Annotated in this window: 16 protein-coding genes and 1 tRNA gene; 12 read left to right on the top strand and 5 right to left on the bottom strand. The window is 70.2% G+C overall.

What is annotated here, in order from left to right; all coding sequences use genetic code 11:
- Window positions 1-351: 351 nt before the first annotated feature.
- Window positions 352-3,075 (bottom strand): DNA polymerase I, encoded by a 2,724-nt coding sequence (polA, locus tag AB0P07_RS16270; protein WP_365550753.1) that lies wholly within the window; start codon window positions 3,073-3,075, stop codon window positions 352-354.
- Window positions 3,076-3,368: 293 nt separating this feature from the next.
- Here polA and AB0P07_RS16265 point away from each other — a divergent pair, with 293 nt between their 5' ends.
- The 9 genes from AB0P07_RS16265 to AB0P07_RS16225 all read left to right on the top strand — a co-directional run bounded on the left by AB0P07_RS16265 (window position 3,369) and on the right by AB0P07_RS16225 (window position 13,686).
- Window positions 3,369-5,648, top strand: a complete 2,280-nt coding sequence (locus AB0P07_RS16265) for an FdhF/YdeP family oxidoreductase (RefSeq protein WP_365550750.1) — start codon at window positions 3,369-3,371, stop codon at window positions 5,646-5,648.
- A gap of 96 nt (window positions 5,649-5,744) precedes the next feature.
- A complete protein-coding gene (locus AB0P07_RS16260) occupies window positions 5,745-6,233 on the top strand; it encodes a hotdog fold thioesterase (RefSeq protein WP_102930581.1) in 489 nt (162 codons plus the stop codon).
- A gap of 342 nt (window positions 6,234-6,575) precedes the next feature.
- The gene (locus tag AB0P07_RS16255; protein ID WP_365550747.1) at window positions 6,576-7,013 is read left to right on the top strand and encodes a hypothetical protein; all 438 of its coding nucleotides are present in this window, start codon (window positions 6,576-6,578) and stop codon (window positions 7,011-7,013) included.
- Window positions 7,010-7,606 (top strand): Tat pathway signal sequence domain protein, encoded by a 597-nt coding sequence (locus AB0P07_RS16250; RefSeq protein WP_365550744.1) that lies wholly within the window; start codon window positions 7,010-7,012, stop codon window positions 7,604-7,606. The genes AB0P07_RS16255 and AB0P07_RS16250 overlap by 4 nt, the downstream gene beginning before the upstream one ends.
- Window positions 7,607-7,893: 287 nt before the next feature.
- Window positions 7,894-9,129: a branched-chain amino acid ABC transporter substrate-binding protein gene (locus AB0P07_RS16245; protein WP_365550741.1), complete on the top strand. Its 1,236-nt coding sequence runs from the start codon at window positions 7,894-7,896 to the stop codon at window positions 9,127-9,129.
- A gap of 117 nt (window positions 9,130-9,246) precedes the next feature.
- The gene (locus AB0P07_RS16240) at window positions 9,247-10,179 is read left to right on the top strand and encodes a branched-chain amino acid ABC transporter permease (RefSeq protein ID WP_365550738.1); all 933 of its coding nucleotides are present in this window, start codon (window positions 9,247-9,249) and stop codon (window positions 10,177-10,179) included.
- Between the two features lie 5 nt (window positions 10,180-10,184).
- Window positions 10,185-12,011 carry a branched-chain amino acid ABC transporter permease gene (locus tag AB0P07_RS16235; RefSeq protein ID WP_365550735.1) on the top strand — a complete coding sequence of 609 codons (1,827 nt, stop codon included), beginning with the start codon at window positions 10,185-10,187 and terminating at the stop codon, window positions 12,009-12,011.
- Window positions 12,012-12,016: 5 nt separating this feature from the next.
- Window positions 12,017-12,973 carry an ABC transporter ATP-binding protein gene (locus AB0P07_RS16230; protein ID WP_365550732.1) on the top strand — a complete coding sequence of 319 codons (957 nt, stop codon included), beginning with the start codon at window positions 12,017-12,019 and terminating at the stop codon, window positions 12,971-12,973.
- On the top strand, window positions 12,970-13,686 hold the full coding sequence (locus AB0P07_RS16225; RefSeq protein ID WP_365550729.1) for an ABC transporter ATP-binding protein: 717 nt from the start codon (window positions 12,970-12,972) through the stop codon (window positions 13,684-13,686). Before AB0P07_RS16230 ends, AB0P07_RS16225 begins: the two co-directional genes overlap by 4 nt.
- 75 nt (window positions 13,687-13,761) lie before the next feature.
- On the opposite strand, the gene AB0P07_RS16220 is transcribed toward AB0P07_RS16225, so the two are convergent.
- Window positions 13,762-14,418, bottom strand: a complete 657-nt coding sequence (locus tag AB0P07_RS16220) for a response regulator (RefSeq protein WP_133888483.1) — start codon at window positions 14,416-14,418, stop codon at window positions 13,762-13,764.
- 106 nt (window positions 14,419-14,524) lie between these two features.
- Between AB0P07_RS16220 and AB0P07_RS16215 the strand changes: the two genes are divergently transcribed.
- Window positions 14,525-14,597, top strand: a tRNA-Leu gene (locus AB0P07_RS16215).
- A gap of 106 nt (window positions 14,598-14,703) precedes the next feature.
- Complete coding sequence (locus AB0P07_RS16210) at window positions 14,704-15,483, top strand: helix-turn-helix domain-containing protein (protein WP_365550726.1); 780 nt, start codon at window positions 14,704-14,706, stop codon at window positions 15,481-15,483.
- On the opposite strand, the gene pyk is transcribed toward AB0P07_RS16210, so the two are convergent.
- Window positions 15,484-16,920: a pyruvate kinase gene (pyk, locus tag AB0P07_RS16205; protein ID WP_365550723.1), complete on the bottom strand. Its 1,437-nt coding sequence runs from the start codon at window positions 16,918-16,920 to the stop codon at window positions 15,484-15,486. It lies immediately after the preceding gene.
- A 214-nt stretch (window positions 16,921-17,134) separates the two neighbouring features.
- Between pyk and AB0P07_RS16200 the strand changes: the two genes are divergently transcribed.
- Complete coding sequence (locus AB0P07_RS16200; protein ID WP_365550720.1) at window positions 17,135-18,943, top strand: 5'-nucleotidase C-terminal domain-containing protein; 1,809 nt, start codon at window positions 17,135-17,137, stop codon at window positions 18,941-18,943.
- Between the two features lie 30 nt (window positions 18,944-18,973).
- On the opposite strand, the gene AB0P07_RS16195 is transcribed toward AB0P07_RS16200, so the two are convergent.
- A complete protein-coding gene (locus AB0P07_RS16195) occupies window positions 18,974-20,386 on the bottom strand; it encodes a SidA/IucD/PvdA family monooxygenase (RefSeq protein WP_365550717.1) in 1,413 nt (470 codons plus the stop codon).
- Window positions 20,383-21,741, bottom strand: coding sequence for an aminotransferase class V-fold PLP-dependent enzyme (locus AB0P07_RS16190; RefSeq protein ID WP_365550713.1), 1,359 nt, complete (start codon window positions 21,739-21,741; stop codon window positions 20,383-20,385). Before AB0P07_RS16190 ends, AB0P07_RS16195 begins: the two co-directional genes overlap by 4 nt.
- Window positions 21,742-21,773 lie beyond the last annotated feature (32 nt).

Raw genomic sequence — 21,773 nt, 5'->3', positions numbered from 1 at the left:
CGGGGTGCGTGTGCTCCGGGAGCGCCTGCGTGGCCGGCCCGGGCGGGGCAGGGTGCGCGACCGGGGCCGACGAGACGGCCGGCCCGGGCGGGGCGGGGCGGGTGCCCACCCGGCGCTACGGGGTGGCCGGCACGGGGCGGGCGGGGGGCGGGGGCGCAACCCGCGTTGCGGGGTGCCTCCCCCAGTGCCTGAACGGCCTGGGAGGTACCCCCAGCGCCCATCCGTGCCGCCCCAGCGGCACGACTGCCCGCAGCGACGGCGACGGCGGCATGGCGGCTGCCCGCGACCGGGGCAACCTGCAGCCCGCGCCGCAGCGACAGCCGCAGCCGCAGCCGCAGCCGCAGCGGAGAGTCAGTGTGCTGCTGATTCCCAGTCGCGGCCCGCGCCCACCGAGACGCCCAGGGGGACCCTGAGCTGTACCGCGTTGGCCATTTCGCGGCGGACCAGTTCCTCTGCCTCGGCGCGCTCGCCGGGTGCGATCTCCAGGACGATTTCGTCGTGGACCTGGAGGAGCATGCGCGAGGCGAGGCCGGCCTCGTTCAGTGCCTTGTCCACGTTGAGCATGGCGATCTTGACGATGTCGGCCGCCGTGCCCTGGATCGGCGCGTTCAGCGCCATGCGCTCGGCCGCCTCGCGGCGCTGACGGTTGTCGCTGTTGAGGTCGGGCAGATAGCGGCGGCGGCCGAAGAGGGTGGCCGTGTAGCCGGTGGCCCGGGCCTCGTCGACGACCCGGCGCAGGTAGTCGCGTACGCCGCCGAAGCGTTCGAAGTAGGCGTCCATCAGGCCGCGGGCCTCGGCCGCCTCGATGTTGAGCTGCTGGGAGAGGCCGAAGGCGGACAGGCCGTACGCCAGCCCGTAGGACATGGCCTTGATCTTGCGGCGCATCTCCGCGTCCACGGCCGACCGCTCGACGGAGAAGACCTGGGCCGCCGCGGTGGTGTGCAGGTCCTCGCCGGAGGTGAACGCCTCGATCAGGCCCGCGTCCTCGGACAGGTGGGCCATCACCCGCAGCTCGATCTGGCTGTAGTCGGCCGTCATCAGCGACTCGAAGCCCTCGCCGACCACGAAGCCGCGGCGGATGGCGCGACCCTCGTCGGTGCGGACCGGGATGTTCTGCAGGTTCGGGTCCGTGGAGGAGAGGCGACCGGTCGCGGCGACCGTCTGGTTGAACGTGGTGTGGATGCGGCCGTCCGCGGCGATCGTCTTGATCAGGCCCTCCACCGTGACCCGCAGCTTGGCCTGCTCACGGTGGCGGAGCATGATCACCGGCAGCTCGTTGTCCGTCTGGGCGGCGAGCCAGGCCAGGGCGTCGGCGTCGGTGGTGTAGCCGGTCTTGGTCTTCTTGGTCTTCGGCAGGTTCAACTCGCCGAAGAGGACCTCCTGGAGCTGCTTGGGCGAGCCCAGGTTGAATTCCCGTCCGGCCGCCGCGTGTGCCTCCTTCACCGCCTGCTGGACCGCTCCCGCGAACATCTGCTCCATGGCCTGGAGGTGCTCCCGGTCGGCCGCGATGCCGTGCCGCTCCATGCGGGCGAGCAGCGCGGACGTGGGCAGCTCCATGTCGCGCAGCAGGTCGGCGGCGCCGACGTCGGCCAGGCGGCCCTCGAAGGCATCGCCCAGGTCGAGGACGGCTCGGGCCTGCACCATCAGCGCCTCGGCCTCGGCGCCCTCGTCCGCGCCGAAGGCGAGCTGTCCGTCGGCCGCGGCGGCGGGGGCCAGCTCGCGGTGCAGGTACTCCAGGGACAGCGCGTCCAGGTCGAAGGAGCGGCGGCCCGGCTTGACCAGGTAGGCGGCCAGCGCGGTGTCCATGTCCACGCCGGCGACGCTCCAGCCGTGCTCGGCGAAGACGCGCATGGCGCCCTTGGCGTTGTGCAGGACCTTCGGCCGGTCCGGGTCGGCGAGCCAGGTCCGCAACGCCGTCTCGTCGGCCTCGTCGGTCTCGGTCGGGTCGAACCAGGCGGCCTTCCCGTCGGCCGCGGCCAGCGCGACCTCGGTGACCGAGCCGGTCCCCAGGGCCCAGGTGTCGACCGTCGCGACGCCGAGCGGCCGGTCTCCGTGCTCGGCGAGCCAGCCGGCCAGCTCACCGGTGCCCAGCACCGTGCCGTCCAGCTGCACGCCGTCCGCGACCACCGGGGCGGCCTCGGCCTCCTCGGCGCCCGGGTCGACGGCGTAGAGCCGCTCGCGCAGGGAGGGGTTGCGGATCTCCAGGGTGTCCAGGATCACCGCGACGCCCTTGCGGTCGTACGCCGTCCGCTCCAGGTCGGTGACCGTCTTCGGCAGCTCGACGCGCCGCTCCAGCTCGGTGAGCCGGCGGTTGAGCTTGACGGACTCCAGGTGGTCGCGCAGATTCTGCCCGGCCTTGCCCTTGACCTCGTCGACGCGCTCGACCAGCTCCGCGAAGGACCCGAACTGGTTGATCCACTTCGCGGCCGTCTTCTCGCCGACGCCCGGGATGCCGGGCAGGTTGTCGGACGGGTCGCCGCGCAGCGCCGCGAAGTCGGGGTACTGGGCGGGGGTCAGTCCGTACTTCTCGAAGACCTTCTCCGGCGTGAAGCGGGTCAGCTCGGAGACGCCCTTGGTCGGATACAGGACCGTGGTGTGCTCGCTCACCAGCTGGAACGAGTCCCGGTCGCCGGTGACGATCAGCACGTCGAAGCCCTCGGCCTCGGCCTGGGTGGCGAGGGTGGCGATGACGTCGTCCGCCTCGAAGCCCTCGACGGCGAAGCGGGGCACGTGCATGGAGTCGAGCAGCTCGCCGATCAGCTCGACCTGCCCCTTGAACTCGTCCGGGGTCTTGGAGCGGTTCGCCTTGTACTCGGTGAACTCCTCGGACCGCCAGGTCTTGCGGGAGACGTCGAACGCCACCGCGAAATGCGTGGGCGCCTCGTCACGCAGGGTGTTGGCCAGCATCGACGCGAAGCCGTAGATCGCGTTGGTCGGCTGGCCCGTCGCGGTCGTGAAGTTCTCCGCGGGCAGCGCGAAGAACGCGCGGTACGCCAGGGAGTGCCCGTCCATGAGCATCAGCCGCGGTCGGCCGCCGGAGGTGCTGTCGGTCTTCTTCGATGCTGTCTTCGCCACGACCCCGATCCTGCCATGTGCCACTGACAGTCGGTGCCGGGATCGCCTGTGGCACCGGCGCGCGATCCGTCGGCGGGTGCTGCGGCTGGTCGCGCCCACGCGGCGGAGCCGCACATCGAGCACAGCCCCGCGCCCCTTCGGGGCGTTCTCCCGCCCGGCGGCAGCAGCCAGCGCTCGTTCCGGCGGCGCAACCACAGCGTGCCGGCCCTGCCCCGCCCCGAGCGGCCTCGCTGCCGTCGGCGCGTGCGAGGATCGGAGACGTACTTCACAACGCGTAAGCGAAGGAGCGCGCGATGGCGACCAAGCCGCCCAAGGGTGATCCGGTTCAGGACGCGCCGCAGGTCACGGAGCCCCAGCATGCGGCGGCGGGTATCCCGGCGATCGGCCACACCCTGCGGGTCGCACAGCGGCAGATGGGGGTGAAGCGGACGGCGCTGACGCTCCTGCGTGTCAATCAGAAGGACGGCTTCGACTGCCCGGGCTGCGCCTGGCCGGAGGGCGACCACCGGCACAAGGCGGAGTTCTGCGAGAACGGCGCGAAGGCCGTGGCCGAGGAGGCCACCCTGCGCCGGGTCACCCCGGAGTTCTTCGCCGCGCACCCCGCCGCCGACCTCGCCACCCGCAGCGGCTACTGGCTGGGCCAGCAGGGCCGGCTGACGCACCCGGTGTACCTGCCGGAGGGCGGTGAGCACTACGAGCCGGTCACCTGGGAACGCGCCTTCGACATCGTCGCGGAGGAGATCGCCGCGCTGGACTCGCCGGACGAGGCCGTCTTCTACACCTCGGGGCGCACCAGCAACGAGGCGGCGTTCCTCTACCAGCTCTTCGCGCGTGAGCTGGGCACCAACAACCTGCCGGACTGCTCCAACATGTGCCACGAGTCGTCCGGCTCGGCCCTGTCCGAGACCATCGGCGTCGGCAAGGGCAGCGTCCTGCTGGAGGACCTCTACAAGTCGGACCTGATCATCGTGGCGGGCCAGAACCCGGGCACCAACCACCCGCGGATGCTCTCGGCCCTGGAGAAGGCCAAGGCGAACGGCGCGAAGATCATCAGCGTCAATCCGCTGCCCGAGGCCGGACTCGAACGCTTCAAGAACCCGCAGACCCCCAAGGGGCTCACCGCGGGCGCCTCCCTCACCGACCTGTTCCTGCAGATCCGCCTCGGCGGCGACCAGGCGCTGTTCCGGCTCCTCAACAAACTGGTCCTCGAGACGGAGGGCGCGGTCGACGAGACCTTCGTCGCGGAACACACGCACGGCTACGAGGATTTCGCCGCGGCCGCCCGCGCCGCCGACTGGGACGAGACGCTCGCGGCGACCGGTCTCACGCGCGCGGAGATCGAGGAAGCACTGCGCATGGTGCTCGCCTCCGAGCGCACCATCGTGTGCTGGGCGATGGGCCTGACGCAGCACAAGCACTCGGTGCCCACCATCCGCGAGGTGGTCAACTTCCTGCTGCTGCGCGGCAACATCGGCCGCCCCGGCGCGGGCGTGTGCCCGGTGCGCGGCCACTCGAACGTGCAGGGCGACCGCACGATGGGCATCTTCGAACGGCCCGCGCCCGCGTTCCTGGACGCCCTGGAGAAGGAGTTCGGCTTCGCACCGCCGCGCGAGCACGGCTACGACGTCGTACGGGCCATCCGCGCACTGCGCGACGGCGAGGCGAAGGTGTTCTTCGCCATGGGCGGCAACTTCGTCTCCGCCTCCCCCGACACGGAGGTCACCGAGGCGGCCGTGCGCCGCGCGCGGCTCACCGTGCACGTGTCGACGAAGCTGAACCGCTCGCACGCGGTCACGGGCGCGCGGGCGCTGATCCTGCCGACGCTGGGCCGCACCGAACGCGACGTCCAGGGGGGCGGCGAGCAGTTCGTGACCGTCGAGGACTCCATGGGCATGGTGCACGCCTCCCGGGGCCGGCTGGAGCCCGCGAGCCGGCAGCTGCTGTCCGAACCCGCGATCGTGTGCCGGCTGGCGCGGCGGGTGCTGGGCGAGGAGAGCCGCACGCCGTGGGAGGAGTTCGAGAAGGACTACGCGACGATCCGCGACCGCATCGGGCGGGTCGTGCCGGGCTTCGGAGACTTCAACGCGCGCGTGGCGCGTCCCGGCGGGTTCGCCCTGCCGCACGCCCCGCGCGACGAGCGCCGTTTCCCGACGGCCACGGGCAAGGCCAACTTCACCGCCGCGCCGGTCGAGTTCCCCGAGCTGCCCGAGGGGCGGCTGCTGCTGCAGACGCTGCGCTCGCACGACCAGTACAACACCACGATCTACGGCCTGGACGACCGGTACCGGGGCATCAGGAACGGCCGCCGCGTCGTCTTGGTCAATCCGGAGGACGCCCGGAAGCTGGACGTCGCGGACGGCTCGTACGTCGACCTGGTGAGCGAGTGGCGGGACGGGGTGGAGCGGCGGGCGCCCGGCTTCCGCGTCGTGCACTACCCGACGGCCCGGGGCTGCGCGGCGGCGTACTACCCGGAGACCAACGTCCTGGTGCCGCTGGACGCCACCGCGGACACCAGTAACACCCCGGCCAGCAAGTCCGTGGTCGTCCGTCTGGAACAATCGGCGACCGACTGAGCGTTCGCTCAGCGAGGTCAAGCCTGACCAGGCGGCCGACCGGTCACCGCGACCGGCCGCCCTGCAGACAGACGGATCGACGAAACGGAGCCGGCCATGGGCGAGCAGCAGCAGGTGCAGTTCCCGCAGGAGGTCATCGACGAGTACGCCGCGCTCGGCGTCGACCTGCCCGCACTGTTCTCCGCCGGGCACCTGGGGACGCGCATGGGCGTCCAGATCGTCGAGGCGTCGGCGGACCGGGTCGTCGGCACCATGCCGGTCGAGGGCAACACCCAGCCGTACGGACTGCTGCACGGCGGCGCCTCGGCCGTGCTGGCCGAGACGCTCGGGTCGGTCGGCTCGATGCTGCACGGCGGCGCCTCCAAGATCGCCGTCGGGGTCGACCTGAACTGCACCCACCACCGCGGGGTCCGCTCCGGCCTGGTCACCGGGGTGGCCACGCCGGTGCACCGGGGGCGTTCGACGGCGACGTACGAGGTCGTGATCAGCGACGAGCAGGACCGCCGGGTGTGCACCGCCCGACTCACCTGCCTGCTGCGGGACGTGAACCCCGGCGACGGGGCCGGGGCGGGCACCGCGGGCTGAGCACCACGCCTGGTGTTCAGGGCGCGGTGCTCAGCCCGCGGTGCGCGGTGCGCCGGCGGCGTGCGGTGCACCGGCGATCACCGGGCGAGGTGCGGCACACCGAGCGGCATGCGGCACACCGGGCGACGTGCGGCGCACCGAGCGGCATGCGGCACACCGGGCGAGGTGCGGCGTACCGAGCCGCGCACCGCGCCGGCCGTGGGCGGACATCCGGAGGCGGCCGTCCGCCCGCCGACAGACACCCCGAAGACGTCCTGTCGGCGCCCGGGCGCCGCACGCCCGGCCCGCGGCACCCGTGCCCGGGCCGTTGCCCCCGCTCGTCCCGGGTCATAGCGTCGGGGCATGGGACGGGGAGGGGCACTCCGGCCGGGACGGGTGGCGCTGACGCTGGTGACGGCCGTCGGGATCGCCGCAGTCGCCGGCTGCGGCGACTCCGGTGACGGAGCGGAGGGTTCCGCCCGTGGCGCGCCCGTCACGTCCGCGTCGTCCGGGCTCCCGCGGCCCCCGCGCCCCTTGTCCGGCGCGCAGTTGTGCGTGAGCGCCGTCGGATACTGGGCGCGCGAGATGCTGGACGGCGGCGAGCCCTACGGCGACTATCAGTCGATGGGACTGTCCAACCGGCAGTACGACATCCTGCGGGAGGTCGTGGACGCGGCGCGGACCGCGAAGCGGAACCAAGGCGTCCGGGCAGCCGGTGAGTTGATCGACCGCCAGGTCCGGCAGGCGTGCACCGACGGGTACCGCGACGGAGGCCCGAGCCGCGGCCCGTGGCAGTCGTGAGCGGCATCGGCCCCGTCGAACCGGGTGAGAACACCCGCGTCCAGGAGGCGCCGCCACCCCGGCCGCGAGGACGGCTCGCACTGCTCTACGAACGCCACCGCCGGACCGTCCTCGCCTCCACCGCCACCCTCGCCGCCCTGGCGGGCGGCGGCTACCTCTGCGCGAGCCGGCCGCAGCCACCCCCCGCTCCCCCGCCGCCGTACCCGTCCCAGGCGATCGACCTCGTCTACGCGGCCCCCGTGACCGACTCCCCGGGGAGCGCGGCCGACACCTTCAGCTTCACGGTGCTGCTCAGCGTGCGGTCGGGACCGCCCGTGACCGTGACGCGACTGACCCAGCCCTACGACGGCCTGTCGGCGACCTCCTCCCCCGCGGCACCTTTCCAGACAAAATCGCATTCGACCCGCAAGATCATTGTCACGCTCCGGGTGACGGAATGTGAAAAAACGCCCCGGAATCCGGGACTCCCTTTCCTGGATGTAACGCTGCGTAATGCGCGCGCAATAGAGGAGCACAGTTTCATCCTGGGCACGCGCTATGCGCGGGACCTCTCCCGGACCCTCGAGGTCGCCTGCAGCAACGATTACAGGTAATCACCAAAACGCCCCAGACACCTGAACACGCCCCGCCGGTCCTGCGGGTTCTCACCATGCGGACAGGGCGAATCGGCCTGAATTCAGCCCTTCTTCTCAGCCAGTACCGCTCTGCAATACCCGGTGTCATAACAAGAGAGTCACAGCCTGAGTCAGACCCTCCTCCACCTTCCCTGCACACGCTTAGAGTCACGGCCAGTCACCGCGCCGTCGGATTGTCATTTCGGCCCCGCGATCGACTCGACCGCCTCCACGGGGAAGCGGCCGCGCCAGGGAAAGGACTGATCGTGCGTCAACGTTCGCTCATCGCCATCACCGCCGCTCTGGCGGCGGGAGCGCTCACCCTCACCGCCTGCGGCTCGCGCGACGACGACGGCGGCTCGGACTCCGGCAACGGCGGCGGTGGCACCACCGTCGTCATCGGCGTCGACGCCCCGCTGACCGGCGACCTGTCCGCGCTCGGCCTCGGCATCAAGAACTCGGCGGACCTCGCGGCCAAGACGGCCAACAAGGAGAAGACCGTCGAAGGCATCACCTTCAAGGTCGAAGCCCTCGACGACCAGGGCCAGCCCTCCGTCGGCCAGCAGAACGCCACCAAGCTCGTCGCCAACGACAAGGTCCTCGGCGTCGTCGGCCCGCTGAACTCCTCGGTCGGCGAGTCCATGCAGAAGGTCTTCGACACGGCCAAACTGGTCGAGGTCTCCCCCGCCAACACCAACCCCTCGCTCACCCAGGGCGTGGACTGGCAGACCAAGAAGGTCCGGCCGTACAAGTCGTACTTCCGTACCGCGACCACGGACGCCATCCAGGGCCCCTTCGCCGCGCAGTACGTCTACAACGACTCCAAGAAGCGCAAGGTCTTCGTCATCGACGACAAGAAGACCTACGGCGCCGGCCTCGCCGCCACCTTCACCCAGGAGTTCAAGAAGCTCGGCGGCAAGGTGGTCGGCACCGAGCACATCAACCCGGACAGCAAGGACTTCAACGCGGTCGCCACCAAGGTCAAGAACTCCGGCGCCGACGTCGTCTACTACGGCGGCGAGTACCCGCAGGCCGGACCGCTCAGCAAGCAGATCAAGGCCGCCGGCGCCAAGATTCCGCTGGTCGGCGGCGACGGCATCTACAGCGCCGACTTCATCAAGCTCGCCGGCGCCAGCGGCAACGGCGACCTCGCGACCTCCGTCGGCGCCCCGGTGGAGGAACTCCCCTCCGCCAAGGAATTCGTCGCGAACTACAAGGCCGAGGGATACAAGGAGGCCTACGAGGCCTACGGCGGCTACTCCTACGACTCCGCCTGGGCGATCATCGAGGCCGTCAAGAAGGTCGTGGAGGCCAACGACGGCAAGCTCCCCAGCGACGCCCGGGCCAAGGTCGTCGACGCCATGCAGGACGTCTCCTTCGACGGTGTGACCGGCAAGGTCTCCTTCGACGAGTTCGGTGACGCCACCAACAAGCAGCTCACCGTGTACGCCGTCGAGAACGGTGCGTGGGGCTCCGTGAGGTCCGGCACCTTCACCGGCTGACCCCGGACACCCGCACCACAGCCCACGAGCCGCGCGGGGCGCTGTTCCACAGGCGCCCCGCGCGGACTCGCATCCGGCCACATCCGTCGATTATCCGAAAGTCTCGGAGGACATGCGGTGAACGAACTGCCGCAGCAGCTGGTCAACGGCCTGCTACTGGGATCCATGTACGGGCTGATCGCCATCGGCTACACAATGGTCTACGGCATTGTCCAGCTCATCAACTTCGCCCACGGCGAGATCTTCATGACCGGCGCCTTCGGCGCGCTCACGGTCTACATCTACATCCTCCCCGACGGCACCTCCATGCTGATCGCCCTGCCCCTGATGCTCCTCGGCGCCATGGTCGTCTCCGTCGCCGTCGCCGTCGGGGCGGAACGGTTCGCCTACCGGCCCCTGCGCGGCGCACCCCGTCTCGCACCCCTCATCACCGCCATCGGCCTCTCCCTCGCCCTCCAGCAGGCAGTGTGGGCCTGGTACCCCGAGGCCAAGTCGGCCCGCACCTTCCCGCAGATCGACGGCGGCCCCTTCCACATCGGCAGCGTCACCCTGCAGACCGGCGACATCTTCCTGTTCATCGCCGCCCCCGTGAGCATGGCCATCCTCGGCTTCTTCGTGATGCGCACCCGCACCGGACGGGGCATGCAGGCCACCGCACAAGACCCGGACACCGCCAAGCTGATGGGCATCAACACCGACCGCATCATCGTGGTCGCGTTCGCGCTCGGCGCCGTCTTCGCCGCCGTCGGCGCCGTGGCCAACGGCCTCAAGTACGGCCAGATCGACTTCAAGATGGGCTTCATCCTCGGCCTCAAGGCGTTCACCGCCGCCGTCCTCGGCGGCATCGGCAACATCTACGGCGCCATGATCGGCGGCATCACCCTCGGCGTCGCCGAGACCCTGGCCACCGCCTACATCGCCGACATCCCCGGCCTGGACAAGTTCGGCAGCCAGTCCTGGTCCGACGTCTGGGCCTTCATCCTCCTCATCCTCGTGCTGTTGTTCAGGCCCCAGGGCCTGCTCGGCGAACGCGTTGCGGACAGGGCGTGACACCGATGACCACACAGACCACCGCGCCGAAGAACGCCGGCGCCCCCGCCCCCGGCGACAACCCCGGCCTCATCGGCATCCCCGCGCACATCGGCCGCGCCCTCGCCACCGGCGGCGGCGTCCTCACCGTCGTCTCCACCTTCCTCGCCTGGACCTGGACCGCCGAGTTCCCCGGCGACCTCACCTACTACGGCTACCCGGGCGGCCTCCAGGTGCTGGTGCTCGTCGCCGGCGCCCTCACCACCCTCATCGGCCTCGCGTCGTACGGCGTCAAGGGGCTGGGCTGGCTCGTGCCCGCCGGCGCCGACGCGGCCCTCAGGTTCGCCGCCCTCGCCGCCTTCGCCACCACCTGGTACACGGTCATCGCGATCAGCGCCCAACTCGGCGGCCTCGTCAACCTGGAGCCCGGCGGCTACCTAGCGGCCGCCGTCACCCTGATCGCCCTGATCGGCTCCCTCGCCCTGCCCGTCGAACGCCCCGAACCCGACCCGTTCGACCCGGACGACACCGGCTGGGAGCGATTCAGGCACAACAGCGCCCACAACTGGCAGACCGTCAAGGCAGCCTTCACCTCCGGCAGCCCGCGCCCCGTACGCGCCCTGCCGTCCTACGCCGAGATCCTGATCATCGTCGCCGTCCTCGCCGCCGGCCTGTTCGTCTTCACCTACGGCATCGGCACCGAGTACGACGAACTCTTCGTCGGCTTCCTCATCACCGCCGGCTTCGGCTTCGCCGCCCTCAACAAGGCCGGCCTGATCGCCCAGGCCGCGCAGATCACCGCACGCCACCAGAACATCACCATCTGCGGCGCCTTCCTCGCGGCCGCCTGCTTCCCCTTCACCCAGTCCGACGACCAGTACGCCACCATCGGCGTCTACATCCTCATCTTCGCCACGGTCGCCCTCGGCCTGAACATCGTCGTCGGCCTCGCCGGACTGCTCGACCTCGGCTACGTCGCCTTCCTCGGCGTCGGCGCCTACGCCGCCTCCATGGTCTCCGGCTCCCCCAGCTCCCCGTTCGACCTGCACCTCCCCTTCTGGGGCGCCGTCCTCGTCGGCGCCGCCGCCTCCCTCGTCTTCGGCGTCCTCATCGGCGCCCCCACCCTGCGACTGCGCGGCGACTACCTCGCCATCGTGACCCTCGGCTTCGGCGAGATCTTCCGGATCACCGCCAACAACCTGGACGGCACCTCGGGCCCCGACGTCACCAACGGCTCCAACGGCATCTCGTCCATCCCCGACCTCAAGATCCTCGGCTTCGACCTCGGGATCACGCACGACATCGGCGGCTTCACCCTCGGCCGGTTCGCCAACTACTTCCTGCTGATGCTCATCATCACGGCCGTCGTCGTCCTCGTCTTCCGACGCAGCGGCGACTCCCGCATCGGCCGCGCCTGGGTCGCCATCCGCGAGGACGAGACCGCCGCCCTCGCCATGGGCATCAACGGCTTCCGCGTCAAACTCATCGCCTTCGCCGTCGGCGCCTCACTCGCCGGACTCGCCGGCACCGTCCAGGCACACGTCACCTACACCGTCACCCCCGAGCAGTACCTCTTCGCCGGCACCACCCCACCCAACTCGGCCTTCCTGCTCGCCGCGGTCGTACTGGGCGGCATGGGCACCATCGCCGGCCCCCTCATCGGCGCCTCGCTGCTCTTCCTCATTCCCAACAAGCTCCAGTTCCTCGACGACTACCAGCTCTTCGCCTTCGGACTCGCGCTGGTCCTGCTGATGCGCTTCCGCCCGGAAGGTCTCATCGCCAACCGGCGCCGAAAGCTGGAGTTCCACGAAGAGGACGAAGCGCCCGCAGTCCTGAGCAAGACAGGGGCCTGACCACCATGACCACCGACACCACCACCAAGGACACCGCACCGGGCGCCCCCGCCCCCGGCACCACCATCCTCGACGCACGCGGTGTCACGATGCGCTTCGGCGGACTGACCGCCGTCAACGGCGTGAACCTCACCGTGAACAGCGGCGAGATCGTCGGCCTGATCGGCCCCAACGGCGCCGGCAAGACGACCTTCTTCAACTGCCTGACCGGCCTCTACATCCCGACCGAGGGCGAGGTCCGCTACAAGAACCAGGTACTGCCCGCCAAATCCTTCAAAGTGACCGCCGCAGGCATCGCCCGCACCTTCCAGAACATCCGGCTGTTCGCCAACATGACGGTCCTGGAAAACGTCCTCGTCGGCCGCCACACCCGGACCAAGGAAGGCTTCTGGTCAGCCGTCCTCCGCGGCCCCGGCTTCCACCGTGCGGAGAAGGAGTCCCGGGAGCGCGCCCTGGAACTCCTGGAGTTCGTCGGACTCGCACCCAAGGCCGACCACCTCGCCCGCAACCTCCCCTACGGCGAACAGCGCAAGCTGGAGATCGCCCGCGCACTGGCCAGCGAACCGGGACTACTGCTCCTGGACGAGCCGACGGCCGGCATGCACCCCCAGGAGACCCGAGCCACCGAAGAACTCGTCTTCGCCATCCGCGACAAAGGCATCGCCGTCCTCGTCATCGAGCACGACATGCGCTTCATCTTCAACCTCTGCGACCGCGTCGCCGTCCTCGTCCAGGGCGAAAAGCTCGTCGAGGGCGACAGCGCCACGGTGCAGGGCGACGAACGCGTCGTCGCCGCCTACCTCGGCGAACCCCTCGCCGACGACCCCGGCGCCGCAGAGACCGCCGAGGTGGAGGCCGCCGAAGCCGACCAGGCACAAGCCGCGGAAACCGCCGAAGCCACGGAGACCGCCGAAGCCGACACCACCACGGACACCGCGGCCGGCAAGGAGAACGACCGATGACCGCACTGCTCGAGGTCGAGGACCTCCGCGTCGCCTACGGCAAGATCGAAGCCGTCAAGGGCATCTCCTTCAAGGTCGACGCCGGCGAAGTCGTCACCCTCATCGGCACCAACGGCGCCGGCAAGACCACGACCCTGCGCACCCTGTCCGGGCTGCTCAAGCCGGTCGGCGGCCAGATAAAATTCGGCGGCAAGTCCCTCAAGAAAGTCCCCGCCCACCAGATCGTCTCACTGGGCCTCGCCCACTCACCCGAGGGCCGGCACATCTTCCCGCGCATGACGATCGAGGACAACCTGCGCCTCGGCGCCTTCCTCCGCAGCGACCGCGCCGGCATCGACAAGGACATCCAGCACGCCTACGACCTCTTCCCCATCCTCGGGGAACGCCGCAAGCAGGCCGCCGGCACCCTCTCCGGCGGCGAGCAGCAGATGCTCGCCATGGGCCGCGCCCTGATGTCCCAGCCCAAGCTGCTCATGCTCGACGAACCCTCCATGGGCCTCTCGCCGATCATGATGCAGAAGATCATGGCGACCATCGCCGAACTGAAGTCCCAGGGCACCACCATCCTGCTCGTCGAGCAGAACGCCCAAGCCGCCCTCTCCCTGGCCGACCACGGCCACGTCATGGAGGTCGGCAACATCGTCCTGTCCGGCAGCGGCCGGGACCTCCTCCACGACGAGTCGGTCCGCAAGGCCTACCTCGGCGAGGACTGACACCACCGGCGGACCGTACACACGGCTGAGGCCCGCGCCCCCCAGGGACGCGGGCCTCACGCGCACATCAAAGCCTCAGCCCTTGGACGCCTTCTTCTCCTCGGCATCCTGGATGACCGCCTCGGCCACCTGCTGCATCGACATCCGCCGGTCCATCGAGGTCTTCTGGATCCACCGGAAGGCGGCCGGCTCGGTCAGCCCGTACTCCGTCTGCAGCACCGACTTGGCACGGTCCACCAGCTTGCGGGTCTCCAGGCGCAGGCTGAGGTCGGCGACCTCCTTCTCCAGCGCCTTCAACTCGGTGAACCGCGAGACGGCCATCTCGATCGCCGGCACCACGTCGCTCTTGCTGAACGGCTTCACCAGGTACGCCATCGCCCCGGCGTCCCGGGCCCGCTCCACCAGGTCGCGCTGCGAGAAGGCGGTCAGCATCAGCACCGGCGCGATGGACTCCTCGGCGATCTTCTCGGCCGCGGAGATGCCGTCCAGCTTGGGCATCTTCACGTCCAGGATCACGAGGTCGGGCCGGTGCTCCCGGGCCAGCTCGACGGCCTGCTCACCGTCACCGGCCTCGCCGACGACGGAGTACCCCTCCTCCTCCAGCATCTCTTTGAGATCCAGCCGGATGAGCGCCTCGTCCTCGGCGATGACGACACGGGTCGTCAGCGGAGGAACGTGCGACTGGTCGTCGTCGGTCACGTCGGCGGGCTGGGGCGACTCGGGGGCGGTCACGTGGGCGCTCCTTGTTCCGGGGCAGGCGGTACTGCTGACAAGAGCGTACCTAGCTGCGATAAGGTGGGGGCACGGCGGGTGACCGTCAACCTCTGTTTTACAGGAAGCCTCGGTAGTCCAGCGGTAGAGACACGGTGCTCAAACCACCGACAGCGTGGGTTCGAATCCCACCCGGGGCACTTTTCCTTCATTTCAAAGGAAGCCTCATCTAAGTGGAGGATCACGTTCGCGTGATCCTTGGCCCTTTCGTCCCTGAAGTCGTGACGACCAGCTCACTGTGGCTTCATGGAACAGCACAGCCCTTCGATCCGCGCACACGCCGTTGCGCTCATGAACCAGGGAATCCCCAACCGCGCGGTTGCCGCACAGCTCAACATCCCGCGAGGGACCCTGGGCTGGTGGCGCAGCGAAGATCGCAAGGCACGCAGCGTCGTGTACGAACAACCAACCGACTGCCCCCGGTGCACGGGCCGCGAGTTCGACGAAGTTGCGTACGCCTACTTGCTCGGCCTCTACCTCGGCGACGGGCACATCGTCTCGAAGCCGGGCCAGCACCATCTGTCCATCTTCTGCAACGCTACGCAGATTGGCCTCATCGCTGAGACCGAAGCTGCCATACGACGAGTCATGCCGCTGCCCGGTGTCCATCAGCGACGCAAACCCGGGTGCGTCGAGGTCAAGTCCTACACCAAGCACTGGTGCTGCATGATCCCCCAACATGGGCCCGGCGTGAAGCATCAGCGCAAGATCGTTCTAGAGCCATGGCAACAAACCATCGTCGACGCTCACCCTTGGGAATTCGTCCGGGGCCTCATCCACTCGGACGGCTGCCGTGTCACCAACTGGACGACCCGGATCGTCGGCGGCGAACGCAAGCGCTACGAATACCCTCGGTACTTCTTCACCAATGTCTCGGCCGACATCCGCCGCCTGTTCACGGACACCCTCGACAGACTCGGCGTCGAGTGGACCCGCTGCAGCCGCCACGGCAACGCGTACAACATCTCAGTAGCCCGCAGAGCCTCCGTAGCGCTCATGGACGTCCATGTCGGCCCCAAGTACTGATCACTCGGGAGCGTCGTCCTCCCCGATGTGGTGCACCCGCACCAGGTTCGTGGTGCCGGACACCCCCGGCGGGGAGCCGGCCGTGATGACCACGACGTCGCCCTTCTCGCAGCGTCCGTAGCGGGTCAGAAGCTCGTCCACCTGGTCGACCATCGCGTCGGTGGAGTCCGCGTGGGGGCCGAGGAAGGTCTCCACGCCCCAGGTCAGGCTGAGCTGGGAGCGGGTCGCCGGTTCGGGGGTGAAGGCGAGCAGCGGGATGGGTGAGCGGTAGCGGGACAGGCGGCGGACGGTGTCGCCGGACTGGGTGAAGGCGACCAGGAACTTGGCGCCGAGGAAGTCGCCGATCTCGGCGGCCGCGCGGGCCACGGCGCCGCCCTGGGTGCGGGGCTTGTTGCGTTCGGTCAGCGGGGGGAGTCCCTTGGCGAGGATGTCCTCTTCGGCGGCTTCGACGATGCGGGCCATGGTGCGGACCGTGTCGGTGGCGTGCTTGCCGACGCTGGTCTCGCCGGAGAGCATCACCGCGTCCGTTCCGTCGATGACGGCGTTGGCGACGTCGGAGGCCTCGGCGCGGGTGGGGCGGGCGTTGTCGATCATCGAGTCGAGCATCTGGGTGGCGACGATGACCGGTTTGGCGTTGCGCTTGGCGAGTTTGATGGCGCGCTTTTGGACGATCGGCACCTGTTCGAGGGGCATTTCGACGCCGAGGTCGCCGCGGGCGACCATGATGCCGTCGAAGGCGGCGACGATGTCCTCGATGTTCTCGACGGCCTGCGGCTTTTCGACCTTGGCGATGACGGGGAGGCGGCGGCCCTCTTCGTCCATGATGCGGTGCACGTCGAGGATGTCGCGTCCGCTGCGGACGAAGGAGAGGGCGACGACGTCGAAGCCGGCCCGCAGCGCCCAGCGGAGGTCGTCCTCGTCCTTCTTCGACAGGGCGGGCACGGACACGGCGACGCCGGGGAGGTTGAGGCCCTTGTGGTCGGAGACCATGCCGCCTTCGATGACCTTGGTGCGCACCCTGGGTCCGTCGACGTCGGTGACCTCGAGGCTGACCTTGCCGTCGTCGACGAGGACGCGTTCGCCGGGGGTGACGTCCTCGGCGAGGCCTGCGTGGGTGGTGCCGCAGATGCGGCGGTCGCCTTCGACGCCTTCTTCGACGGTGATGGTGAAGGTGTCGCCGTGTTCGAGGAGTACGGGTCCTTCAGCGAAATGGCCGAGGCGGATCTTCGGGCCCTGAAGGTCGGCGAGGGTGCCGACGCTGCGTCCGGTCTCGTCGGACGCCTTGCGGACCCGGTGGTAGCGCTCTTCGTGTTCGGCGTGGGTGCCGTGGCTGAAGTTGAAGCGGGCGATGTCCATTCCGGCGTCGACCAGGTCTTTGATCTGGTCGTACGAGTCGGTGGCGGGCCCAAGGGTGCAGACGATCTTTGCTCGGCGCATGGGTCGAGCCTATGACTTACTGCCGGGTAGCGAATTGGCCACGCGTGACCACTCAACAACCTTTGAGTAAAGGGTTATTGACAAGTGTTGAATTGTGCGCGCTGTCGCTCCGATGAGCATTCGGATGGTCCGTCGCCCCTTGACAGGAGGCATGTTCAGGACAGAATCTACGCGCGTCGCCACTGTGTGTACGGGTCACCGAGGAGAATCAGCCATGCCGTTGAACCGCCGGAAGTTCCTGAGCAGGTCCGCCGTGACGGGGGCGGGGGTCGCCCTGGCCGGCGCGGCGGCTGCTCCGGCGGCCGAGGCCGCGGTCCCCGCGCACCGGGGCGGCCGCAGGCCCAAGCGGTACGCGCTGACCGTGCTCGGCACCACCGACCTGCACGGGCACGTCTTCAACTGGGACTACTTCAAGGACGCCGAGTACACGGACGCGGCGGGCAACGCCCAGGGCCTCGGCCGGATCTCCTCCCTGGTGCACCAGGTCCGCGAGGAGAAGGGCCGCCACAACACGCTGCTGATCGACGCGGGCGACACCATCCAGGGCACCCCGCTGGCGTACTACTACGCCAAGGTCGACCCGATCACCGCCGAGGGCGGCCCGGTGCACCCGATGGCGCAGGCGATGAACGCGATCGGCTACGACGCCGTGGCCCTCGGCAACCACGAGTTCAACTACGGCATCGAGACGCTGCGCCGGTTCGAGGAGCAGTGCGACTTCCCGCTGCTCGGCGCGAACGCGGTGGACGCGAAGACGCTGAAGCCGGCTTTCCCGCCGTATTTCATGAAGACGTTCCGGGTGAAGGGCGCGCCGCCGGTGAAGGTGGCGGTGCTGGGGCTGACCAACCCGGGCATCGCGATCTGGGACAAGGCGTACGTGCAGGGGAGGCTGGCCTTCCCGGGTCTGGAGGAGCAGGCGGCCAAGTGGGTGCCGAAGCTGCGTTCGATGGGCGCGGACGTCGTGGTGGTGTCGGCGCACTCGGGCTCGTCGGGCACGTCCTCCTACGGCGATCAGGTCCCGTTCGTCGAGAACGCGGCGGCCAACGTGGCGCGGCAGGTGCCGGGCATCGACGCGATCCTGGTGGGGCATGCGCACGAGGAGATCGCGGAGCTGAAGGTCGTCAACGAGGAGACCGGGAAGGCCGTCGTCCTGTCGGAGCCGCTGTGCTACGCCGAGCGGCTGACCCTGTTCGACTTCGAGCTGGTTTTCGAGCGGGGCCGCTGGCACGTCGAGTCGGTGAAGGCGTCGCTGCGCGACTCCAGCGCGGTCGAGGACGACCCGAGGATCACGAAGCTGCTGAAGGACGAGCACGAGAAGGTCGTGGCGTACGTCAACCAGGTGGTCGGCACCGCCACCGAGACGCTGACGACGGTCGAGGCGCGGTACAAGGACGCCCCGATCATCGACCTGATCACCAGGGTGCAGGAGGACGTGGTCAAGGCGGCGCTGGCGGGCACGGAGTACGCCGCGTTGCCGGTCCTCGCGCAGGCGTCGCCGTTCTCGCGGACCTCCGAGATCCCGGCCGGCGACGTGACGATCCGGGATCTGTCGAGCCTGTACGTGTACGACAACACGCTGGTCGCGAAGCTGCTGACGGGCGCTCAGGTGCGGGCGTACCTGGAGTACTCGGCGGAGTACTACGTGCGGACGGCCGCCGGTGCGCCGGTGGACGTGGACGAGCTGACCAACGCGAACGGCCGTCCGGACTACAACTACGACTACGTGTCGGGGCTGAAGTACGAGATCGACGTCGCGCAGGCGGCCGGTTCGCGGATCAGGAACCTCACGTACGGCGGTGCTCCGCTGGACGACGCGCAGCAGTTCGTGCTGGCGGTGAACAACTACCGGGCCAACGGCGGCGGCGCCTTCCCGCACGTGGCGTCGGCGATGGAGCTGTGGTCGGAGTCGACGGAGATCCGTACGCGGATCGCGGAGTGGGCGACGGAGAAGGGCGTGCTGGACCCGAAGGACTTCGCGTCCGTGGACTGGTCGCTGACGCGGGACGGCGAGCCCGTGTTCTGACCTGCTGCGTGCAGGGCATGTGGGGCGGCCTCAGATTCCGTCCACCAGCGGGGTGAGTACCCGGTGGTGGCGTGCGGACGGGATCTGGGGCCGGCCGTTTTCCAGGCCGAAGGTGGTGAAGGCGGTGCGGCCGGGCAGCGGGTACGGCTCCTGTCCGGTGAGGTCGTTGAGGATGGTCGCGCTGCGCCAGGCGGCGAGGCCGAGGTCGGGCGTGCCGACGCCGTGGGTGTGTGTCTCGGCGTTCTGGACGTAGACGTTGCCGGTGACGCAGGGGTCGAGGACGAGGCGGTGGCGGTCGTCGATGCGGGAGCGTTCGCGGCTGTCGCGCCGCATGTAGGGGTCGAGGCCGGCGAGGAGGCGGCCGAGGGGGCGTTCGCGGTGGCCGGTGGCGAGGACGACGGCGTCGGTGGTGAGGCGGGAGCGGGTCTTCTGCTGTTCGTGTTCGAGGTGGAGTTCGATCTGGGTGGCGCCGATGCGGCCGGCGGTGCGGACGTGGACGCCGGGGGTGAGGGTGGTGTCGGGCCAGCCGCCGTCGAGGGTGCGGCGGTAGAGCTCGTCGTGGATGGCGGCGGTGGTGTCGGCGTCGATGCCCTTGTGGAGTTGCCACTGGGCGGCGACGAGGCGGTCGCGGACCGGTTCGGCCAGGCCGTGGAAGTAGCGGGTGTAGTCGGGGGTGAAGTGTTCCAGGCCGAGCTTGGAGTACTCCATGGGGGCGAGGGCCTCGGTGCGGCCGAGCCAGTGCAGGCGCTCGTGGCCGGTGGGGCGCCGGCGGAGCAGGTCGAGGAAGATCTCGGCGCCGGACTGGCCGGTGCCGATGACGGTGATGTGTCCGGCGGCCTGGAGGGTGTCGCGGTGGCGGAGGTAGTCGGCGGCGTGGACGACGGGGACGGCGGGGTCGTCGACGAGGGGTCTGAGTGGGTCGGGGACGTGGGGTTCGGTGCCGACGCCGAGTACGACGTTGCGGGTGTGGGTGCGGCCCAGGGCCTCGGCCTCCCCGTCGGCGTCGAGCTGGGTGTAGTCGACCTCGAAGAGGTCGCGTTCGGGGTTCCAGCGCACCGCGTCGACCTGGTGGTGGAAGCGGAGGGCGGGCAGGTTCTCGGCGACCCAGCGGCAGTAGGCGTCGTATTCGGCGCGCTCGATGTGGAAGCGTTCGGCGAAGTAGAAGGGGAAGAGGCGTTCTCTGGCCCTGAGGTGGTTGAGGAAGGTCCAGGGGCTGGCGGGGTCCACGAGGGTGACGAGGTCGGCGAGGAAGGGCACCTGGACGCGGGCGCCGTCGATGAGCAGGCCGGGGTGCCAGCGGAAGTCGGGGCGCTGTTCGTAGAAGACGGTGTCGAGGCCGGTGAGGGGGTCGGCGAGGGCCGCGAGGGAGAGGTTGAAGGGGCCGATGCCGATGCCGACGAGGTCGCGCGGGGCGTCGGGGCCGGGGTGCGGGGTGGTGTTCATCGGGGGGTGTGTCCTTCCACGAGGGTCAGGAGGGCGGCGAGGTCCTCCGGTCGGGTGTGGGGGTTGAGGAGGGTCGCCTTGAGCCAGAGCCGGCCGTCGGCGCGGGCGCGGCCGAGGACGGCGCGGCCGGTGGCGAGCAGGGTGCGGCGTACGGCGGCGACGGCGTCGTCGGTGGCGTGCGCGGGCCGGAACAGGACCGTGCTGATGGTGGGCGGGGCGTGCAGCACGAATCCGGGGTGTTCCTCGATCAGGTCGGCGAAGTCCCGGGCGAGGGAGCAGACCGTGTCGACGAGGGCGCCGAGTCCGGTGCGGCCCAGGGTTTTGAGGGTGACGGCGGCTTTGAGGACGTCGGGGCGGCGGCTGGTGCGCGGGGAGCGTTTGAGGAGGTCGGGGAGTCCGGCGTCGGTGTCGTCGTCGGCGTTGAGGTAGTCGGTGCGGTGGTGGAGGGCGGCGAGGTCGTCGGTGTCGGTGACGGTGAGGAGGCCGGCGGGGATGGGCTGCCAGCCGAGTTTGTGCAGGTCGAGGGCGACGGTGTCGGCGGCCTCCAGTCCCGCGAGCCGTGGGCGGTGCCGGTCGCTGAAGAGGAGGCCCGCGCCGTAGGCGGCGTCGACGTGGAGGCGGGCGCCGTGGGCGGCGCAGCGGTCGGCGATCTCGGGGAGCGGGTCGATGAGCCCGGTGTCGGTGGTGCCCGCGGTGGCGGCGACGAGGTGGGGTCCGGGGATGTGGGTGAGCGCCTCGTCGAGGGCGGCGGGGTCGAGGGTGCCGGCGGGGGCGGGGACGACGACGGGTTCGGGCAGGCCGAGGAGCCGGGCGGCGCGGGGCAGGGAGTGGTGGGCGTTCTCGCCGTGGAGCAGCCGCAGGTGGGCGCCGTGCGTCTCGCGGGCGAGCAGGACGGCGAGCTGGTTGGACTCGGTGCCGCCGGTGGTGACGAGGGCGTCGGCGGCGCCGGTCTCGCGGGCGAGGGCGCGGGTGACGAGGGCTTCCAGGGCGGAGGCGGCGGGTGCCTGGTCCCAGGAGTCGAGGGAGGGGTTGAGGACGCTCGCGGCGAGGTCGGCGGCGGCCGCGACGGCCAGTGGCGGGGCGTGCAGGTGGGCGGCGCACAGGGGGTGGGCGGGGTCGGCGGCGCCTTCGGCGAGGGCGGTGACCAGGACGTGGAGCGCGTCGGGGTCGCCGCGGTCGGGCAGGATGTCGCCGGCCGCGTCGGCCACCCGGGCGGCGACGGCGTCGGGGCCGCCCGCGGGCAGCGGGCCGCCGCGTGCGGCCGTGCCGGTGCGCAGGGCGTCGAGCACGGTGTCGAGCAGGGGTCGCAGGGCGTCGGTGCCGTGCGGGCCCGAGGCGAGGGGCGGCAGGCCCATGAGCCGTCCTTGGGGCACGGGGGCTGGGGTTC

It is taken from the genome of Streptomyces sp. NPDC085944 (assembly GCF_040686295.1).
Lineage (GTDB): Bacteria > Actinomycetota > Actinomycetes > Streptomycetales > Streptomycetaceae > Streptomyces > Streptomyces salinarius.
Note: the sequence above shows the minus strand (reverse complement) of the source record. Positions and strands in the feature narration are given on the sequence as shown.

Coding starts and splice junctions, on each gene's coding strand:
- AB0P07_RS16235 (WP_365550735.1), top strand. CDS start 10,185: ATGACCACACAGACCACCGCGCCGAAGAACGCCGGCGCCCCCGCCCCC.
- AB0P07_RS16255 (WP_365550747.1), top strand. CDS start 6,576: ATGGGACGGGGAGGGGCACTCCGGCCGGGACGGGTGGCGCTGACGCTG.
- AB0P07_RS16260 (WP_102930581.1), top strand. CDS start 5,745: ATGGGCGAGCAGCAGCAGGTGCAGTTCCCGCAGGAGGTCATCGACGAG.
- AB0P07_RS16230 (WP_365550732.1), top strand. CDS start 12,017: ATGACCACCGACACCACCACCAAGGACACCGCACCGGGCGCCCCCGCC.
- AB0P07_RS16210 (WP_365550726.1), top strand. CDS start 14,704: ATGGAACAGCACAGCCCTTCGATCCGCGCACACGCCGTTGCGCTCATG.
- AB0P07_RS16265 (WP_365550750.1), top strand. CDS start 3,369: ATGGCGACCAAGCCGCCCAAGGGTGATCCGGTTCAGGACGCGCCGCAG.
- AB0P07_RS16200 (WP_365550720.1), top strand. CDS start 17,135: ATGCCGTTGAACCGCCGGAAGTTCCTGAGCAGGTCCGCCGTGACGGGG.
- pyk (WP_365550723.1), bottom strand. CDS start 16,920: ATGCGCCGAGCAAAGATCGTCTGCACCCTTGGGCCCGCCACCGACTCG.
- AB0P07_RS16225 (WP_365550729.1), top strand. CDS start 12,970: ATGACCGCACTGCTCGAGGTCGAGGACCTCCGCGTCGCCTACGGCAAG.
- AB0P07_RS16195 (WP_365550717.1), bottom strand. CDS start 20,386: ATGAACACCACCCCGCACCCCGGCCCCGACGCCCCGCGCGACCTCGTC.
- AB0P07_RS16190 (WP_365550713.1), bottom strand. CDS start 21,741: ATGGGCCTGCCGCCCCTCGCCTCGGGCCCGCACGGCACCGACGCCCTG.